The organism is Enterobacter sp. A103 (genome assembly GCF_034427535.1).
Lineage (GTDB): Bacteria > Pseudomonadota > Gammaproteobacteria > Enterobacterales > Enterobacteriaceae > Enterobacter > Enterobacter asburiae_B.
This window is the reverse complement of sequence record NZ_JAXQPQ010000002.1, coordinates 788,117-805,162: the sequence shown is the minus strand read 5'-3', so window position 1 is coordinate 805,162 and position 17,046 is coordinate 788,117. Positions and strand designations below refer to the sequence as shown.

Here is a 17,046-nt window from a genome sequence, read left to right as displayed (position 1 = left end):
TCAACTCAACCGTGCAAAATTTTGTCCATCATCCGGCCCGGCAGCAGGCGTTTTAACCAGCCTACGGCATGGGTGACCAGCGTCACCGGATAGCGCATTTTAGGATGTTCGCTCTCAAAAGCATGGCGCACTTTGGCCACCACCGCCTCTGGCCCGAGGGTAAAACGTGCGGCAATGCCGGGGTTCTCGACCGGTTTATCCGCCTGGGTCTGGTTCACGTTTTCGGTAAAGCGGGTGCGGATCGGGCCGGGCTCAATCAGGCTGACCTTGATGCCGCTGTGGCGCAGCTCCATGCGCAGGGCGTCGGACCAGGCCTCCAGCGCATATTTGCTGGCGGCGTAGGCGCCGCGGCCCGGGGTGGAAATCAGCCCCATCACTGACGATGTCATCACGATGCGCCCTTCACCGTGCGGCAGCATCGCGGGGAGCAGGCGCATGGTGAGCTGATGCACGCCGAAGAAGTTGGTCGAAAACTGTTTCTCCAGCGTTTCGCGGGAGAGTGTATCCAGCGGGCCATACACGCCGTAGCCGGCATTGTTAAAGAGCCCGTAGAGACGATTGTCGGTCAGCGCGATCACCTCATCGGCGGCGCGTTCAACGCTCTCCGGCGAGTCCATATCCAGCAGCACGCCGGTAAAGCCCAGCCCGTTCATGCGTTCGACATCGTCGGGTTTGCGACACGCCGCCAGCACCCGAAACCCCTGGCGCTTCAGTTCGAGCGCGCTTTCCAGGCCGATTCCACTGGAACATCCTGTAATTAAGACCGATTTTTGCATAACTTTACCTGTCAGGATCTCCGCTTAATCAGGAGTCATGTTTAACTAAAGGAGCCAGCCGCGTTGCCATCCAGTCGGCAATAAACGGCTGAGCATCGCGATTGGGGTGGATCCCGTCGTCTTGCATCCACTGGGGTTTGAGATAGACCTCTTCCATGAAAAATGGCAGCAGCGGAATATCAAACTCTTTGGCAAGCTTAGGGTAGATCGCGCTAAAGGCTTCATTATACCGACGACCGTAGTTGGCGGGCAGGCGAATTTGCATCAGCAGCGGCTGGGCGTTTGCCGCTTTGATATCCTGCAAAATGGTGCGCAGCGTTTGCTCGGTTTGCTGAGGCTGAAAACCGCGCAATCCATCGTTACCGCCAAGCTCCACCAGCACCCAGCGCGGCTGATGCTGTTTGAGCAGTGCAGGCAGGCGCGACAGGCCCTGCTGCGAGGTATCGCCGCTGATGCTGGCGTTAATTACCGACGTCTTGCTCTGCCATTTGTCGTTGAGCAGAGCAGGCCAGGCCGCGCTGGCCGCCATGCGATAGCCTGCGCTCAGGCTGTCGCCGAGAACCAGTAACGTGTCCGCTGCTGCCGCGCGGAAGGTCATCAGAATCAAAAACAGGAAGGGCAAATGCCAGCGGAAAACAGTGTTGAAGTTCATCATCTTAAGAAGTCCGTCGGTCAGGGGGAACACGAGCTTTCCATCCTTACTGGAGTTGAACTCGTTGTCAAACGCGCTGAAACCATCGCGCTGATTGGCGAATCCGGCTCCGGCAAGTCCACGCTGCTGGCGATTTTGGCCGGTCTGGACGACGGCAGCAGCGGCGAGGTCCATCTTGTCGGGCAACCGCTGCATCAGCTTGATGAAGAGGCGCGGGCCGCGCTGCGCGCGCGTCACGTTGGTTTTGTCTTCCAGTCCTTCATGCTGATCCCCACCCTGAACGCGCTGGAAAACGTCGAACTCCCGGCGCTGTTGCGCGGTGAAAACAGCCGTGAAAGCCGGGCGCACGCGAAGGCGCTGCTGGAGCAGCTCGGTCTGGGCAAGCGTCTCGACCACCTTCCCGCACAGCTTTCCGGCGGTGAGCAGCAGCGCGTGGCGCTGGCGCGGGCGTTTAACGGTCGTCCCGAAGTCCTGTTTGCCGATGAGCCCACCGGTAACCTTGACCGTAAAACCGGTGACCGGATTGCCGACCTGCTGTTTTCGCTCAACCGCGAGCACGGCACCACGCTGATCCTCGTAACCCACGATCCGCAGCTCGCCGCCCGCTGCGACCGCCGCCTGCGGCTGGTGAACGGTATTCTTCAGGAGGAGGCATGATTACCCGCTGGTTCTGGCGCGAGTGGCGCTCGCCCTCGCTGCTGATTGTCTGGCTGGCGCTAAGCCTGGCGGTGGCCTGCGTGCTGGCGCTCGGCAGCGTCAGCGACCGCATGGAAAAAGGGCTTAGCCAGCAGAGCCGGGAGTTTATGGCGGGTGACCGGGCGCTGCAAAGCTCCCGCCCGGTGCCGTCGGGCTGGATTGACGAAGCGCGTAAACAAGGGCTGAAGGTGGGGGAGCAGATAAGCTTCCAGACCATGACCTTTGCGGGCGATACGCCGCAGCTCGCCAGCGTTAAAGCCGTCGATGATATCTACCCGATGTACGGCGAACTGCAGACCAACCCGCCAGGGCTGAAGCCAAAGCCCGGCACGGTGCTGCTGGCATCACGTCTGATGGCGCTTCTGAACCTGAAACCCGGCGATAGCATCGACGTCGGCGACGCCACTCTCAACATTGCCGGGGAAGTGGTGCAGGAGCCCGATTCCGGCTTTAACCCCTTCCAGCTCGCGCCGCGCCTGCTGATGAACACCGCGGATGTTGCGGCAACCCATGCGGTACAGCCGGGCAGCCGCGTCACCTGGCGCTATAAGTTTGGCGGCACGTCTGCCCAGCTTGACGCGTACGAAAAATGGCTTCTGCCGCAGCTCGAGCCGGAGCACCGCTGGTACGGGCTGGAGCAGGACGAAGGGGCGCTCGGTAAATCACTTGAGCGTTCTCAGCAGTTCCTGCTGCTTTCGGCACTGTTGACCCTGCTGCTGGCGGTGGCGGCGGTTGCCGTGGCGATGGGGCATTACTGCCGCAGCCGTTACGACCTGGTGGCGATCCTCAAAACCCTGGGGGCGGGCAGGGCGCAGCTGCGCAAGCTGATTGTCGGCCAGTGGCTGATGCTGCTGGTCCTCTCCGCGATTACTGGCGGAATAATCGGGCTGCTGTTTGAAAAACTGCTGATGGTGATGCTGAAGCCGGTGCTCCCGGCCGCCTTGCCGCCGGCCAGCCTCTGGCCGTGGCTGTGGGCGATGGGCGCGATGACGGTGATTTCGCTGCTGGTGGGGCTACGCCCCTACCGCCTGCTGCTCGCGACGCAGCCGCTGCGCGTGCTTCGCAACGATGTGGTGGCGAACGTCTGGCCGCTGAAGTTCTACCTTCCGGTGATTATTGCCGTGGCGGTGGGGCTGCTGGCGTGGCTGATGGGGGGCAGCACGCTGCTGTGGGCGGTTCTGGCCGGCGCGGTTGTGCTGGCGCTGCTGTGCGGCGTGCTGGGCTGGATACTGCTCAACGTCCTGAAGCGGCTCACGGTGAAATCGCTGCCCGTGCGCCTGGCGGTCAACCGCCTGCTGCATCAGCCGTGGTCAACGCTCAGCCAGCTGTCGGCGTTTTCGCTGTCGTTTATGCTGCTGGCGCTGCTGTTAGTGTTGCGCGGCGATCTGCTCGATCGCTGGCAGCAGCAGCTTCCCCCGGAAAGCCCGAACTATTTCCTGATCAACATTGCCCCTGAGCAGGTCACGCCGCTGAAGGGCTTCCTGGCGGAGCATCACATTATCCCTGAGTCGTTCTATCCCATCGTTCGCGCGCGTCTGACGCAGATCAACGGCCAGCCAGCGGAGGGGAATAAGGACGAGTCGCTGAACCGCGAACTGAACCTGACCTGGCAGGAGAAACGCCCTGACCATAACCCGATAACCGCCGGCACCTGGCCGCCGAAAGCGGGGGAAGTCTCGATGGAAGAGGGGCTGGCGACGCGGCTGAACGTGAAGCTGGGAGACAGCGTCACCTTTACCGGCGATACCCAGGATTTTACCGCGAAAGTCACCAGCCTGCGTAAAGTGGACTGGGAAAGCCTGCGGCCAAACTTCTTCTTTATCTTCCCGCCGGGCGCGCTGGACGGGCAGCCGCAGAGCTGGCTGACAAGCTTCCGCTGGGAAAACGGCAACGGCATGCTGACCCAGCTCAACCGGGAGTTTCCGACGGTCAGCCTGCTGGATATTGGCGCGATCCTGAAGCAGGTAGGGCAGGTGCTGGAGCAGGTGAGCCGCGCGCTGGAGGTCATGGTGGTGCTGGTGACGATCTGCGGCGTGCTGTTGCTGCTGGCCCAGGTGCAGGTGGGGATGCGCCAGCGCCATCAGGAGCTGGTGGTCTACCGCACGCTGGGGGCTGGAAAGCGGCTGCTGCGGATGACGCTCTGGAGCGAGTTTGCGCTGCTGGGGCTGGTGGCGGGTCTGGTAGCGGCCATTGGCGCGGAAACGGCGCTGGCGGTGCTGCAGACAAAGGTCTTCGACTTCCCGTGGGAGCCTGACTGGCGCCTCTGGCTGATCCTGCCTCTCAGCGGCGCGGTGCTGCTTTCTCTTTGCGGAGGCTGGCTCGGCACGCGGCTGTTAAAGGGGAAAGCCCTGTTCCGTCAGTTTGCGAGTTGATTTAGAGCCGTGATAGTTGCGCGCCGGGTTTTAATGCCGGTGCGCAGCGTTTAAATAGCACAAAGTGATAATACCCACTCATTTAGTAGCACAAAACATTAAAAACCCGACCACACGGCCCGATTATTTCCAGTTAATATTCACCCGCTAAATATTTAGCAGCGTGTCTATTAAGGAAAAATAATGACTATAAAAAAATCAGCGCTGGCGGCAACGATCGGCGCGGCAGTGGCATTGACTACCTTCGCTTCTCAGGCGGAAATCACCGTTCTTAAGCAGGATCCTCAGGCGGGTAACCCGCTGAGCCGCCTGAACTTCACCGTTGGCGGCAGTATCCGTCCTCAGTTCCAGAACATGACCGGCGACGACGGTAAAAACAGCTACAAGCGTAACGGCTTTGACGGCGGCACCCGTTTCCGTTTCGCGGCTGATTACTACCTGTTTGATGACATCAGCTGGATCAGCTACTACGAGCTGGGTGTCAATATTCCTGCGCAGTTTAACTGGGATCACCACTACGCCGACGGCGCACACGACACCACGCGTCGTATGCTCTACACCGGTCTGAAGAGCGATACCTGGGGTACGCTGACCTTCGGTCAACAGAACAGCGTTTACTATGATGTGGTGGGCGCGAAAACCGATATCTGGGACTACGACATGATTGGTCAGGCTCCGGGTAACGGGATCAACGGCGATTACGACGGTTCTTACCGTTCACGCCAGATGCTGAAATATAAGAAAACCGTGGGCGATGCCGACATCTACGCATCTTACCTGTTTGAAGACAGCGAATACCTGCCGGGCAACGGCCTGCGCTACAAGCGTAAAGGCGGCGGCTCGCTGGGTCTGGATTACCACCTGACTACCGACCTGACCTGGGGCGCGGCGTGGAACTACACCCGCGCGGACATGCGTAACCCGGACAACGGCGACAGCAAAACCTACGACCAGAACATTCTCGGTACCGCGCTGAGCTGGACCCCGGACAACTGGACCTTCTCCGCAGGCGGCGGCTGGTACCAGAACTTCATGACCACCAAAAAAGTGTCGGTTAACGACTACTTTGCGGGTGATGCATGGGGTATTGAATACTTTGCGGGCTACAAGTTCCCAGTCGGTCAGTACGCGGTTAAATCTATTCAGCCTTACTTCATGGGCGACCGTATTGAGTACGTGAACGGCCGTAACTACCAGCGCATCGACAACGGCGTGGGTATCAGCTTCCAGCTGGATTACGGTTTCCGCGTGGATTACGAACACGTGTTCACCTCCAGCACCGACAACCTGGGCGACATGAACCTGGTGCGTCTGCGTTACGACTTCTAGGTCGTCTTGTAGGGTGCGGCCTGATGCCCTCACCCTGACCCTCTCCCACTGGGAGAGGGAACAAACATTAAAAACGGCAACCCTGGTTGCCGTTTTGCTTTTACCTCGCCACCCGGCTTTGTTTTAGCGATTAAGCCAGTCAGCGACCTCTTCATACGTCCCGCGATACACAATCTTCTCCGCCTTTTTCTCCAGCTGATAGCCGTACATCGGGTCGTAATAGTCCTTCAGCAGCGGCGCAAGCCAGCTGAAGTGCGCGTCCGTGCTGCCGGAGCGTTGCTGTTCCAGCAGCGCGGAATCTAACAGCGCGGTGAATTCTGCATACCGCTGCAGCCCCAGACGGCGGCGAATGGCGAACAGGCCGTGGTGCAGATACTCGCTGTATTCTTTCCAGCCCGCTTCCTCGCCGTATGCGGCAGAAAAGTCCGCCCACATGTGGTCGAAATACTCTTCGCGCAGGCGCTCAAGGCGGACGTCAAACGGGTCTTCGACGACAACGATAGGGGCTTCAGCCATGCGGTCGCGCAGGCACTCCGGCAGGTGGTTGGAGCCAATCATCCGGCCTTCATCTTCCAGCACCCAGCGCGCGGCGTCTTTTTTCAGGAGCTCAGCCGCAAGGTGATTTTCAAAGCTGGCCTGGGAAAGCTGCGGCGTGAGCGTGCGGCCAAACGACGAACCGCGGTGGTGCGCCAGCCCTTCCAGATCGATACCCTGCGCGTGCTGCTTCACCAGCAGGGTTTTGCCGTTTCCGGTGCAGCCGCCAATCAGCACCATCGGCTTTTGCGACTGCTCGATAGTCACCTGAATCGCCGTCTGACGCAGGGCCTTATAGCCGCCGCGGATCAGCGGGTAGTCGATGCCCGCCTCTTTCAGCCAGGCCTGCGAGATATGCGAGCGCTGGCCGCCGCGCGCGCAGCAGAGAAAGCCCTCAGGATGGGTAAGGCTGGCTTCCCGCCAGGCGTTGATGCGTACCTCACGCGTCTCGCCGCTCACCAGCTGATGGCCGAGCGCCAGCGCGGCCTCGGGACCCTGGCGTTTATAGCAGGTGCCGACGGCGGCGCGCTCGTCGTCGTTCATTAAGGGCAGGTTGATCGCCGCAGGCATCGCGCCCTGGGCAAATTCGATCGGCGCGCGAACGTCGATTAAAGGGGTATCAGACGCGAGGATCGCGCGATAGTCCGTTCCATCGTTCATGGTTGTTCCAGAAGAAAACTCAGCAGCAATGGGCGGGGATTGTACGCCGGGGAAGGGGAAGATCAACTCCCCGGCGCAGATGTCTTACTTGAGCTTAGACTGTGCCCAGACAATACCGCTCGCATATTCCGGCGGCAGGAGCGGGATCATCGCTTCCAGGGTGGCGCTCAGGCGGCCCGTGTCGCTGTCGTTCAGGTTCAGGTGACCGACCTTACGACCCGCGCGTACCTCTTTGTCATACCAGTGCAGATGCACGAGCGGCAGCTTCAGCCAGTCGTAGTTCAGATCGGTGCCGATCAGGTTGATCATCACCGACGGGCTGTTCACCACCGGCTGCGGCAGCGGCAGGTCGGTGATTGCACGCAGGTGCAGCTCGAACTGGCTGATGGACGCGCCGTTTTGCGTCCAGTGGCCGCTGTTGTGCACGCGCGGCGCAAGTTCGTTGATCAGCAGACCGGACGGGGTGATAAAGCACTCCATCGCCATGACGCCCACATACCCGAGTTCGTGCATGATGGCAGAGAGCATATCTTCCGCCTGCGCCTGCTGGTCAGCATTGGCGTGCGGGAAGGCGACGCTGGTGCGCAGAATGCCGTCCTGATGCAGGTTATGCGTCAGCGGATAAAAGACGGTATGCCCGTCGTGCCCGCGCGCGCCAACCAGCGACACTTCACCGCTGAAGTTAATGCCCTGCTCAACGATGCACTCGCCGTAGCAGTCGTCCGGCAGTTCTGCCGTTTCATCTGCACGCAGGCGCCACTGGCCGCGGCCGTCGTAACCGCCCACGCGGCGCTTCACGATTGCCAGCTCGCCCAGCATCGCGAAAACGTCATTCCACTCGCTTTTATCGGACAGGAGCTGCCACGGCGCGGTCGGCAGACCGAGCTTGTCGAACAGCTGCTTTTGCGTCAGACGGTCGGCGATGATCGGGAACACGTCGCGGTTAACGAAGGCGTTATGACGCGCCAGCTCGCGGGTCAGAGCCGTTTCCGGCCAGCGTTCGATCTCGGCGGTGATCACGCTCTGGTGGAACGGTACGGCTTCCGGTTCGGCGTCCAGCCCGACGGGCCAGACGGCAATACCCAGCGGCTCACCGGCCTGACGCAGCATGCGGCCTAGCTGGCCGTTACCGAGGACGCAAACCTGCTTCATGCCGCACCCCGCGGGTCCGGATTGTCCAGCACCTCGTCGGTCTGGGCTTTACGCCACTCCGCCAGACGCTGGTGTAATGCTTTATCGTGCGTCGCAAGAATTTGCGCCGCCAGCAGGGCTGCGTTCGCCGCACCCGCTTTACCAATCGCCAGCGTGCCGACAGGAATACCGCGCGGCATCTGGACGATGGAGTAGAGGCTATCCACACCGCTTAACGCGGCGCTTTGGACCGGAACGCCCAGTACCGGCACCAGGGTTTTAGCGGCAATCATGCCTGGCAGATGTGCTGCGCCGCCCGCGCCGGCAACGATCACCTCATAACCGTTCTCTTCGGCGCTTTCGGCGAAGCTGAACAGTTTGTCCGGTGTACGGTGCGCGGAGACCACTTCAACGTGGTGCGGAACATTCAGGATTTCAAAGATTTCGGCGGCGAACTGCATGGTAGCCCAGTCGCTTTTGGACCCCATCACGATGGCGACACGCGCCGGATTATTGCGGGAAGACATGCGTCTTAAAACTCCTGTGGTGCGAAACACACTGCTTTCGAGGGCACAGAGAATAGCATGTTATACGGGCAAGGAAAACGGTTGCGCGGTTAAAAGGCGAGCAGTTATGGCGAGAAAGCGATAACAAAAAAGACCGCACGATGGCGGTCTTTTATGTGATGTTACTGAAGATCCCCTGCGGACAGGTTCTCGTTGTCGAACGCGCGGCTGACATCGATATGATTCACCATGCTGGTGTCGGCATTCGAGCCCGATTTTGGCACGGAGAAGCGATTCTCCGCGGCCTGTGCGCCAGTGGACACCACGACTGCCAGCAGCAGGGTACTTACGATGCTGATGTTTTTCATTCTCTGTTCCTTCCTCATCGTATTGTCGCTGTCGCACGTCTTCGCTGGCGGCACGGCAATCAGGGTTTTTATTTAGTCAGTTCTGCGGTCATGTACACGCGGTTGTTGACCTTCGCGCTCGTGATTTTATAAGAGGCATTCTGCTCGGCGGCCTGCGCGGCAATTTTCGCTTCTGCGCGGTCAAGGGTAGAGGCGGTTGCGCTCACGCTTTGAGCGAAAGAACCGAAAGAAACCAGGGAAAGAGCGGCAACTGCAACGAAAGTTTTGATAGATTTCATGGTCGTATTCCTTAAGTATTTTATCTGGGATAGGGCGTATTGCCCTGATGTGATAAATAATAGGCCGACCACGGGCTGATTAAAATCGAAACAATTTGCCGATATTGTTCAAAAAAATAGAATGATGGTGCGAGGGGTTAAAACGGAAAGGCGATCGGCTCCACGCCCTCTGGCGTGACTTTGACCATGGAGCCTTCGGTGTGCCAGGCACCTAATACCACGCGATGGGCCGGTTCGCCGTTGGCGATAAGGGAATGGACGTCAGGACGATGGGTATGACCGTGGATCAACCACTGAACGCCATGCTTTTCCATCACGCTCACCACGGCCTGCGGGTTCACGTCCATGATGGTCATGGATTTGCTGCTGTTGGCGGCTTTACTGCCCGCGCGCATTCTGGCAGCTATGCGGTTACGGATAAACAGCGGCAGCGCAAGGAACACCTTTTGGATCCATGGGGTGTGGACTTTGGCGCGAAACGCCAGGTAGCCGGTATCGTCGGTGCAGAGCGTGTCGCCGTGCATGATCAGAACCCTGCGGCCATAGAGGTCGAGCACCTGCTCTTCCGGCAGCAGCGTCATGCCGCTTTCGCGGGCGTAGCGCTTGCCGATCAGGAAATCACGGTTGCCGTGAATGAAGTAGCAGGGGACGCCGGAATCCACGAGCGCGTGAATGGCGGCGGCCATTTCACGGTGCAGCGGGTTAGGGTCGTCGTCGCCAATCCAGGCTTCAAAGAGGTCGCCCAGGATGTACAGCGCATCGGCGCTTTTCGCTTCACCGCGTAAAAAACGCAGAAAACCGGCGGTTATCGCCGGTTCTTCTGTTTGCAGATGCAGATCTGCAATAAAGAGTGTCGCCACGAATTACTCGCTGACGGTCACGCTTGTAATCACAACGTCTTCTTTAGGAACGTCCTGGTGCATACCGCTGCGGCCAGTAGCGACGGCTTTGATCTTGTCAACCACGTCCATACCTTCAACCACTTCTGCGAATACGCAGTAGCCCCAACCCTGCAGGCTTTCGCCGGAGAAGTTCAGGAAGTCGTTGTCCGCCACGTTGATGAAGAACTGCGCGGTGGCAGAGTGTGGCGCCTGAGTACGGGCCATTGCCAGCGTACCGCGGGTGTTTTTCAGACCGTTGTTCGCTTCGTTTTTAATCGCTTCTTTGGTCTCTTTCTGGTTCATGCCAGGTTCGAAACCGCCGCCCTGGATCATAAAACCGTTGATCACGCGGTGGAAAATGGTGTTGTTGTAGAAACCTTCGCGGCAGTAGTCCAGGAAGTTTTTAACTGTTTCAGGCGCTTTGTCATCAAAGGTTTTGATTACGATATCGCCATGATTAGTGTGGAAAGTAACCATTTTTGCATCCTGTTCCGTTATTGTGGTACGTCGACCCGCGTTCGGGTCATCTATAGGGGCTTGTTATAGCATAACCACAGGATGCGATCACCTTGCATTGTGTGCTGCTTCGGGTTTGAATTACGGGTAGAATAGCCGGTTTTCAACCACACACGTGTTTACATGGAATCTTCGATGTTAAAAATCTTTAATACAATGACGCGCCAGAAAGAGGAATTTAAACCTATCCATGCCGGGGAAGTCGGCATGTACGTGTGTGGTATTACGGTTTACGATCTCTGTCACATTGGCCATGGCCGTACCTTTGTCGCTTTTGACGTGGTGTCACGCTACCTGCGTTTTCTGGGCTACACCCTGAAATACGTGCGTAATATCACCGACATCGACGACAAAATCATCAAGCGCGCTAATGAAAACGGCGAAAGCTTTGTTGCGCTGGTCGATCGCATGATCGTCGAAATGCACAAAGATTTCGACGCCCTGAATATTCAGCGCCCGGACAGCGAGCCGCGCGCGACCCACCATATTCACGAAATCATCGAGATCACCGAAAAGCTGATCGCTCGCGGTCATGCCTACGTTGCGGACAACGGTGACGTGATGTTCTCGGTGCCGACGGACCCAACCTACGGTTCGCTTTCCCGTCAGGATCTGGACCAGCTCCAGGCCGGCGCGCGCGTTGACGTGGTTGACGTGAAGCGTAACCCGATGGACTTCGTGCTGTGGAAAATGTCCAAAGAGGGCGAGCCAAGCTGGCCATCACCGTGGGGCGAAGGCCGTCCGGGCTGGCACATTGAATGTTCCGCGATGAACTGCAAGCAGCTGGGCAAGCACTTCGATATCCACGGCGGCGGTTCAGACCTGATGTTCCCGCACCACGAAAACGAAATCGCGCAGTCCACCTGCGCCCACGGCGGCGAGTACGTGAACTACTGGATGCACTCCGGCATGGTAATGGTTGACCGCGAGAAGATGTCTAAATCGCTGGGTAACTTCTTCACCGTGCGCGACGTGCTGAAGTATTACGACGCGGAAACCGTGCGCTACTTCCTGATGTCCGGCCACTATCGCAGCCAGCTGAACTACAGCGAAGAGAACCTGAAACAGGCGCGCTCTGCGCTGGAGCGTCTGTATACCGCGCTGCGCGGTACCGACAGGTCTGTTCCTGCTGCAGGCGGCGAAGCGTTCGAAGCACGCTTTGTTGAGGTGATGAACGACGACTTCAACACCCCGGAAGCGTACTCCGTGCTGTTCGACATGGCGCGCGAAGTGAACCGCCTGAAGTCAGAAGATATGGCCGCGGCGAATGCGCTGGCGTCCCATCTGCGTAAGCTCTCCTCCGTGCTCGGCCTGCTGGAGCAGGACCCGGACGCGTTCCTGCAGAGCGGTGCGCAGGCGGACGACGGTGAAGTGGCGGAAATTGAAGCGTTGATCAAAGCGCGTCTGGAAGCGCGTCAGGCAAAAGACTGGGCGGCGGCAGATGCGGCGCGTAACCGTCTGACCGAGATGGGCATCATTCTGGAAGATGGCCCGCAGGGGACTACCTGGCGCCGTAAGTAATTTTCCCCTCACCCTAACCCTCTCCCGAAGGGAGAGGGAATTATTAGGTTTTCTCCCTCTCCCCGTGGGAGAGGGCCGGGGTGAGGGCATCAGCGCCCACGTTTTCTCCACCACAGCAACCCCATCAGCACGACTCCCGGCAGCCACACCCACAGCAGCTCCGACACGATCACCTGATGCCCGTACGGCGTGGTGTAGCGCGACAGCGCAAACGGCGCGACCTTAATCACCTGCCACGGCGCGAAGAAGCGTTCATCTGACCACGGCCACAGCCAGCCGATGCCTTTCCCGCCCGTGGTAATCGAATCCAGCAGGCTGTGCGAAAGCAATGACGCGGTTAAAAACAGCCAGCACCGCGTCAGGCTGGCCCGGAACCACCGTCGTCCAGTCAGCACGCAGAGTATCGGCACCACAAAGGCGAACAGCAGGGAGTGGGTAAAGCCGCGATGGCCGAAAACATTGCCGTACGCGACGCCGAACTTGAACGCCAGCACGTCGGCATCCGGCAGCATGGCGAGGACAATCCCGGCAAACAGCAGGCGGGGAGGAATCACTTTGGTTCCGAGGCCTAAGCCCAGACAAAGCGGAACAGCAGCGTGTGTAATAACGGTAGGCATTACGATTATCCATGGCAAATCATGGAAATATAGCAGCAATCCCGCGCCGGCAGACCCGCGTCAAATTCTTATTTTTACGCCGACTCGCGCGCGATAAGCTGTCCGGAAAGCGTAATGCGCTGGGTTTGCAGCGTCGGCTCCTTCAGCGTACGAATAATCAGCCCGGCAGCCTGACGCCCGGTCTCTTCGCTGGCGGACGACACGTAGGTAAAGGACGGCGAGGTGAGATTAACGTGGAGCATATCTTCGAAACCGACCAGCGCGACCTGCTGCGTCAAAAACACATCTTTACCCACCGTTCGTCCAACCTGATGAATACCGGAGATGGAGCCGATCATGGCATCCGGCGAGTGGCAGAGCAGGGCGGTGATGGTGTTGTTTTTTTCCAGCAGCTGGCGGGTGGCGAAACCCGCTGCCAGGGTGTCATCGCTGCAGGCCGGAGAGTATTCATCGCGCCAGACCAGCCCGTTCTGCGTCATCGCGCTGCGAAAACCGAGCAGGCGCTGCTCGCGGATGAGGCAGCCTTCACGCCCGCCAATGTAGGCAATATTGCGATGGCCGCGCTCGATAAGATAACGCACCGCCAGATTTGCCGCCTGACGGTTATCGCGCATCACCAGATTGCATTTTTCATCCAGCAGCGACTGAGAAACCACCACCAGCGGCAGCGGGCAGCGGCGAATTTGCTCCGGCAGGGTGGAGGTGCGGGTATCCGAGGCCAGATAGATAACCCCGGCGACGCCCTGCTGCTTAAACGACAGCAGGCAGCGCTCTAGATGGTCATGGTCGTTCTGGGGCTGGCCGAGAAAAACCATATACCCCTGTTTTTCAAGATCCTGGACGATGCTCGCCATCACCTTGATGGAGAAACTGTCGCTAAAGTCGCGGAGGATCAGGCCAATCAGATTGGACGTATTGGCGCGGAGGTTGGCAGCGGCAACGTTATGAACATAGCCCAGCGTATTGATGGCAGCGTTGACCTTCTCGATCGTTGCCTCTGAGATTTTCCCTTTCTGGCGCAAAACCAGCGAGACGGTTGAGACCGATACGCCCGCGTGCTTTGCGACATCAATAATGCTGACTTTCTTCAAAACCGCTCCCTGAAATTCACCGATTATCAGTCAGATACGACAATGCGTCTCCCAGACTACAGGAGACGCGTCGTTCAGGCATCTTATTATTTGCCGATCATGGTGGACATGGTCTGGGCGATAAACTGTGCTCTGGCACCGAAAATCACCTGAATACCGTTGTCGCCGACGAAGACCACGCCGCGCGCACCCAGTCCGTTCAGGCCATCCTTATCGACCACCTCGCTTTTTGCCACTTCCAGGCGAAGGCGGGTGATACAGGCGCCGACGGAGTCGATGTTGTGCGCCCCGCCCAGCAGGGTGATGATCTCGGTCGCGAGTTCTGAATCAGACTTATCATCCGCGTTGGCGGTCACTTCAGTGCGGCCCGGCGTTTTCACGTCGAAACGACGGATCACAAAGCGGAACGTGAAGTAATAAATCAGGCCCATTGGAATGCCGATGATAATCGCATTCAGGAAGTTGGTCTTGTAGCCGTTAAAGGACGGCAGGATCCCGAATGACAGATAGTCGATAAAGCCCGCGGAGAACGACTTGGCGATATGCGCATGCAGCAGATACATGGTCATGTAGGCCAGGCCCGCCATGATGGCGTTAAAGACGTACAGGATCGGCGCCACGAAGATAAAGGTAAACTCGACCGGTTCGGTGATCCCCGTCAGGAAGCAGGTCAGCGCCGCAGAGAACAGAATACCGGCCGCGATTTTCTTATTCTTCGTATGGGCTTCGTGATACATCGCCAGGCACGCGGCGGGCAGCGCGAACAGCATCAGCGGGAATTCGCCCTGCATGAATTTACCGGCATTCTGGTAGGTGTCGCTGCTGAAGGACTTCACTCCTTCTTCCAGCATCTTGAACCAGATCGTCTGGTCGCCGTGGATCACCTGTCCAGCCTGGGTGGTGTAATCCCCGAACGAGTACCAGAAGGACGGATACCAGATGTGGTGCAGGCCGAGCGGGATCAGCGCGCGCTCTACCAGACCGAAGATAAAGGTCGACGCCGCCTGATTATCGCCGTTAACCACCACGGAGAGCGCGTCGATACCGGCCTGGATATGCTGCCATACGTACGGCAGCAGCAGCCCCATCAGGAACGACAGAAACGCCGTTGCAATGGCCACGAAGCGCTTGCCGGAGAAGAAGCCCAGGAACTCTGGCAGCTGCATGGTGTGGAAGCGGTTATAGCACCAGGCCGCGAGAATACCGCAGATCAGGCCGCCGAAGACGCCCATCTGCAGCGTCGGGATGCCGACCACCATGGCGTATTTCCCACCCTGGGAGGCCATTTCCGGCGTGATGCTCAGCACGGTGCTGATGGTGATATTCGTGACAAACACCGACACCGCCGCAGACAGCGCCGCGATGCCGGATTCTGACGCCAGACCCACGGCGGAGCCAATGGCAAACAGCATCGGCAGGTTATCAAAAATAACCCCGCCCGCGTTCATCATCAGCGGCAGATGGAACTTATCGCCGAAGGCCAGCAGCAGGCCCGCAGCGGGAAGCAGTGAAATTGGCAGCATTAAGGCGCGACCAATCATCGATAACTTAGACAGCGATTTAACAAACCCTGATATCAGACTCATGCTGATTTCCCCCGAGTAGCGCTTTTCTGGCGCTGTTATTGTAAGTATAACGTTTTAGTAGAACGTTCTACTTATCGTGGGCAAAGAGTGAAAAACGCGCAACAGAATTTTCATGTTTCAACAGATGAAATAGTGATTATTTGAAGTTGATCGATAAATAACCGCGATGGGTGTGAGGGGATTTTATATCCCCTCTCCCTGTGGGAGAGGGTTAGGGTAAGGGCATAAAACGGCTCAGGCCGTAACGGTTACGCTCTGCCCTTCAAAGCTCACGGTCTGACCCGCGACAATCTTGCAGCGCTTGCGCGTTTCTACCACGCCGTCGACTTTTACCAGCCCGTCGGCGATAACGATTTTCGCCTGCGCGCCGCTTTCGCTCCAGCCTTCCAGCTTCAGCAGATCGCACAGCTCAACGTGCGGGTGTTTACCTAATGAAAAAGTCGCCATCTTACGCGTCCTCTACGTCGTGATATTCTTCGCACGCCTGCAGCGTGTTCTGAATCAGCGTTGCTACGGTCATCGGGCCTACGCCGCCCGGTACGGGGGTGATGTAAGACGCGCGCGCGGCGGCATCTTCGTACACCACGTCGCCGACCACTTTGCCGTTTTCCAGACGGTTAATCCCGACGTCCACGACAATCGCGCCCTCTTTGATCCACTCGCCCGGAATAAAGCCCGGCTTGCCGACCGCGACGATCAGCAGATCGGCGTTTTCGACGTGGTGACGCAGGTTTTTGGTGAAGCGGTGGGTCACGGTGGTGGTGCAGCCCGCCAGCAGCAGCTCCATGCTCATCGGGCGGCCCACGATGTTGGAGGCACCGATAACCACGGCGTTCAGACCGTAGGTGTCGATGTTATAGCGCTCCAGCAGCGTCACAATGCCGCGCGGCGTGCACGGGCGCAGACGCGGCGCGCGCTGGCACAGGCGGCCAACGTTGTACGGATGGAAACCGTCCACGTCTTTATCCGGCGCGATACGCTCCAGCACCTTCACGTTGTCGATACCCGCCGGCAGCGGCAGCTGAACCAGAATACCGTCGATCTCTTTATCGGTATTCAGGGTGTCAATAAGTTCCAGCAGTTCTGCTTCGCTGGTGGTTTCCGGCAAATCGTAAGAGCGGGAGACGAAGCCCACCTCTTCACACGCTTTGCGCTTGCTGCCGACATAAATCTGCGATGCCGGGTTGCTGCCAACCAGCACAACGGCCAGCCCGGGGGCGCGTTTTCCGGCAGCTTTACGCGCCTTCACTTTTTCCGCGACCTCAGAGCGCACCTGCTGCGCAATCGTTTTACCGTCAATAATCTTTGCTGCCATCAGAGAGAAGATTCCGTCTGTAACGTTTGAAAGGGGGGATGGCGTGTATTTTGTCAGAAGCGAGCGTCGCTGTCAGTCACCCTTTACGCGTTTTTATCAGTGAGACGAAAAAACCCTTCTTAAGAGATGGTCAATTTCTTAGGCGGGATTAGGATGTGACCTGGCGAAATGGCAGCGTTTTGACATATTTAAAAAACGCGTCCTGAGCTACTTTGTC

18 protein-coding genes are annotated in these 17,046 nt (G+C 58.4%); 4 read left to right on the top strand and 14 right to left on the bottom strand.

Going from position 1 to position 17,046, the window contains the following annotated elements; all coding sequences use genetic code 11:
• Nucleotides 1-5 precede the first annotated feature (5 nt).
• The gene (locus tag SPH27_RS09465) at nt 6-776 is read right to left on the bottom strand and encodes an SDR family oxidoreductase (RefSeq protein ID WP_014882827.1); all 771 of its coding nucleotides are present in this window, start codon (nt 774-776) and stop codon (nt 6-8) included.
• A gap of 28 nt (nt 777-804) precedes the next feature.
• Nucleotides 805-1,428: a multifunctional acyl-CoA thioesterase I/protease I/lysophospholipase L1 gene (tesA, locus tag SPH27_RS09460; RefSeq protein WP_032661743.1), complete on the bottom strand. Its 624-nt coding sequence runs from the start codon at nt 1,426-1,428 to the stop codon at nt 805-807.
• On the opposite strand from tesA, the gene ybbA reads away from it, so the two are divergent.
• From ybbA to SPH27_RS09445, 3 genes are all read left to right on the top strand, one after another.
• Nucleotides 1,399-2,085 (top strand): putative ABC transporter ATP-binding protein YbbA, encoded by a 687-nt coding sequence (gene ybbA, locus SPH27_RS09455; RefSeq protein WP_023617272.1) that lies wholly within the window; start codon nt 1,399-1,401, stop codon nt 2,083-2,085. The two genes, tesA and ybbA, sit on opposite strands and share 30 nt — an antisense overlap.
• Nucleotides 2,082-4,496, top strand: coding sequence for a putative ABC transporter permease subunit YbbP (ybbP, locus tag SPH27_RS09450; protein ID WP_182071781.1), 2,415 nt, complete (start codon nt 2,082-2,084; stop codon nt 4,494-4,496). The genes ybbA and ybbP overlap by 4 nt, the downstream gene beginning before the upstream one ends.
• Before the next feature lie 183 nt (nt 4,497-4,679).
• Entirely contained in the window at nt 4,680-5,825 is a 1,146-nt protein-coding gene (locus SPH27_RS09445) for a porin (RefSeq protein ID WP_096149974.1), read from the top strand.
• A 123-nt stretch (nt 5,826-5,948) separates the two neighbouring features.
• On the opposite strand, the gene mnmH is transcribed toward SPH27_RS09445, so the two are convergent.
• The 7 genes from mnmH to ppiB all read right to left on the bottom strand — a co-directional run bounded on the left by mnmH (nt 5,949) and on the right by ppiB (nt 10,660).
• A complete protein-coding gene (gene mnmH, locus SPH27_RS09440) occupies nt 5,949-7,019 on the bottom strand; it encodes a tRNA 2-selenouridine(34) synthase MnmH (RefSeq protein WP_182071779.1) in 1,071 nt (356 codons plus the stop codon).
• 84 nt (nt 7,020-7,103) lie between these two features.
• Entirely contained in the window at nt 7,104-8,171 is a 1,068-nt protein-coding gene (gene purK / locus SPH27_RS09435) for a 5-(carboxyamino)imidazole ribonucleotide synthase (RefSeq protein ID WP_032661448.1), read from the bottom strand.
• The gene (gene purE / locus SPH27_RS09430) at nt 8,168-8,677 is read right to left on the bottom strand and encodes a 5-(carboxyamino)imidazole ribonucleotide mutase (protein WP_023310631.1); all 510 of its coding nucleotides are present in this window, start codon (nt 8,675-8,677) and stop codon (nt 8,168-8,170) included. The genes purK and purE overlap by 4 nt, the downstream gene beginning before the upstream one ends.
• Before the next feature lie 161 nt (nt 8,678-8,838).
• On the bottom strand, nt 8,839-9,024 hold the full coding sequence (locus SPH27_RS09425; RefSeq protein WP_029741050.1) for a hypothetical protein: 186 nt from the start codon (nt 9,022-9,024) through the stop codon (nt 8,839-8,841).
• Nucleotides 9,025-9,092: 68 nt separating this feature from the next.
• Nucleotides 9,093-9,302, bottom strand: a complete 210-nt coding sequence (locus tag SPH27_RS09420) for a YdgH/BhsA/McbA-like domain containing protein (RefSeq protein WP_023310633.1) — start codon at nt 9,300-9,302, stop codon at nt 9,093-9,095.
• Between the two features lie 137 nt (nt 9,303-9,439).
• Nucleotides 9,440-10,162: a UDP-2,3-diacylglucosamine diphosphatase gene (gene lpxH / locus SPH27_RS09415; RefSeq protein ID WP_045887961.1), complete on the bottom strand. Its 723-nt coding sequence runs from the start codon at nt 10,160-10,162 to the stop codon at nt 9,440-9,442.
• 3 nt (nt 10,163-10,165) lie between these two features.
• Nucleotides 10,166-10,660, bottom strand: a complete 495-nt coding sequence (ppiB, locus tag SPH27_RS09410) for a peptidylprolyl isomerase B (protein ID WP_023310635.1) — start codon at nt 10,658-10,660, stop codon at nt 10,166-10,168.
• Nucleotides 10,661-10,834: 174 nt separating this feature from the next.
• Between ppiB and cysS the strand changes: the two genes are divergently transcribed.
• Nucleotides 10,835-12,220, top strand: a complete 1,386-nt coding sequence (cysS, locus tag SPH27_RS09405) for a cysteine--tRNA ligase (protein ID WP_029741052.1) — start codon at nt 10,835-10,837, stop codon at nt 12,218-12,220.
• Between the two features lie 89 nt (nt 12,221-12,309).
• Here the strand turns inward: cysS and SPH27_RS09400 are convergent, their stop codons facing one another.
• The 5 genes from SPH27_RS09400 to folD all read right to left on the bottom strand — a co-directional run bounded on the left by SPH27_RS09400 (nt 12,310) and on the right by folD (nt 16,829).
• Nucleotides 12,310-12,837 carry a metal-dependent hydrolase gene (locus SPH27_RS09400; RefSeq protein ID WP_182071777.1) on the bottom strand — a complete coding sequence of 176 codons (528 nt, stop codon included), beginning with the start codon at nt 12,835-12,837 and terminating at the stop codon, nt 12,310-12,312.
• 74 nt (nt 12,838-12,911) lie between these two features.
• On the bottom strand, nt 12,912-13,928 hold the full coding sequence (gene malI, locus SPH27_RS09395) for a Mal regulon transcriptional regulator MalI (RefSeq protein ID WP_023310638.1): 1,017 nt from the start codon (nt 13,926-13,928) through the stop codon (nt 12,912-12,914).
• Nucleotides 13,929-14,014: 86 nt separating this feature from the next.
• Nucleotides 14,015-15,514: a PTS transporter subunit EIIC gene (locus SPH27_RS09390; protein WP_029741054.1), complete on the bottom strand. Its 1,500-nt coding sequence runs from the start codon at nt 15,512-15,514 to the stop codon at nt 14,015-14,017.
• Nucleotides 15,515-15,748: 234 nt separating this feature from the next.
• Nucleotides 15,749-15,961: a ribosome-associated protein YbcJ gene (gene ybcJ / locus SPH27_RS09385; RefSeq protein ID WP_023334767.1), complete on the bottom strand. Its 213-nt coding sequence runs from the start codon at nt 15,959-15,961 to the stop codon at nt 15,749-15,751.
• A 1-nt stretch (nt 15,962) separates the two neighbouring features.
• A complete protein-coding gene (folD, locus tag SPH27_RS09380; protein ID WP_182071775.1) occupies nt 15,963-16,829 on the bottom strand; it encodes a bifunctional methylenetetrahydrofolate dehydrogenase/methenyltetrahydrofolate cyclohydrolase FolD in 867 nt (288 codons plus the stop codon).
• Between the last annotated feature and the right edge of the window lie 217 nt (nt 16,830-17,046).

Bases quoted from the DNA above. Each gene is read 5' to 3' on its own strand.
- SPH27_RS09465 (WP_014882827.1), bottom strand. From the start codon at position 776: ATGCAAAAATCGGTCTTAATTACAGGATGTTCCAGTGGAATCGGCCTG.
- ybbA (WP_023617272.1), top strand. From the start codon at position 1,399: ATGCCAGCGGAAAACAGTGTTGAAGTTCATCATCTTAAGAAGTCCGTC.
- tesA (WP_032661743.1), bottom strand. From the start codon at position 1,428: ATGAACTTCAACACTGTTTTCCGCTGGCATTTGCCCTTCCTGTTTTTG.
- ybbP (WP_182071781.1), top strand. From the start codon at position 2,082: ATGATTACCCGCTGGTTCTGGCGCGAGTGGCGCTCGCCCTCGCTGCTG.
- SPH27_RS09445 (WP_096149974.1), top strand. From the start codon at position 4,680: ATGACTATAAAAAAATCAGCGCTGGCGGCAACGATCGGCGCGGCAGTG.
- mnmH (WP_182071779.1), bottom strand. From the start codon at position 7,019: ATGAACGATGGAACGGACTATCGCGCGATCCTCGCGTCTGATACCCCT.
- purK (WP_032661448.1), bottom strand. From the start codon at position 8,171: ATGAAGCAGGTTTGCGTCCTCGGTAACGGCCAGCTAGGCCGCATGCTG.
- purE (WP_023310631.1), bottom strand. From the start codon at position 8,677: ATGTCTTCCCGCAATAATCCGGCGCGTGTCGCCATCGTGATGGGGTCC.
- SPH27_RS09425 (WP_029741050.1), bottom strand. From the start codon at position 9,024: ATGAAAAACATCAGCATCGTAAGTACCCTGCTGCTGGCAGTCGTGGTG.
- SPH27_RS09420 (WP_023310633.1), bottom strand. From the start codon at position 9,302: ATGAAATCTATCAAAACTTTCGTTGCAGTTGCCGCTCTTTCCCTGGTT.
- ppiB (WP_023310635.1), bottom strand. From the start codon at position 10,660: ATGGTTACTTTCCACACTAATCATGGCGATATCGTAATCAAAACCTTT.
- cysS (WP_029741052.1), top strand. From the start codon at position 10,835: ATGTTAAAAATCTTTAATACAATGACGCGCCAGAAAGAGGAATTTAAA.
- SPH27_RS09400 (WP_182071777.1), bottom strand. From the start codon at position 12,837: ATGCCTACCGTTATTACACACGCTGCTGTTCCGCTTTGTCTGGGCTTA.
- SPH27_RS09390 (WP_029741054.1), bottom strand. From the start codon at position 15,514: ATGAGTCTGATATCAGGGTTTGTTAAATCGCTGTCTAAGTTATCGATG.
- ybcJ (WP_023334767.1), bottom strand. From the start codon at position 15,961: ATGGCGACTTTTTCATTAGGTAAACACCCGCACGTTGAGCTGTGCGAT.
- folD (WP_182071775.1), bottom strand. From the start codon at position 16,829: ATGGCAGCAAAGATTATTGACGGTAAAACGATTGCGCAGCAGGTGCGC.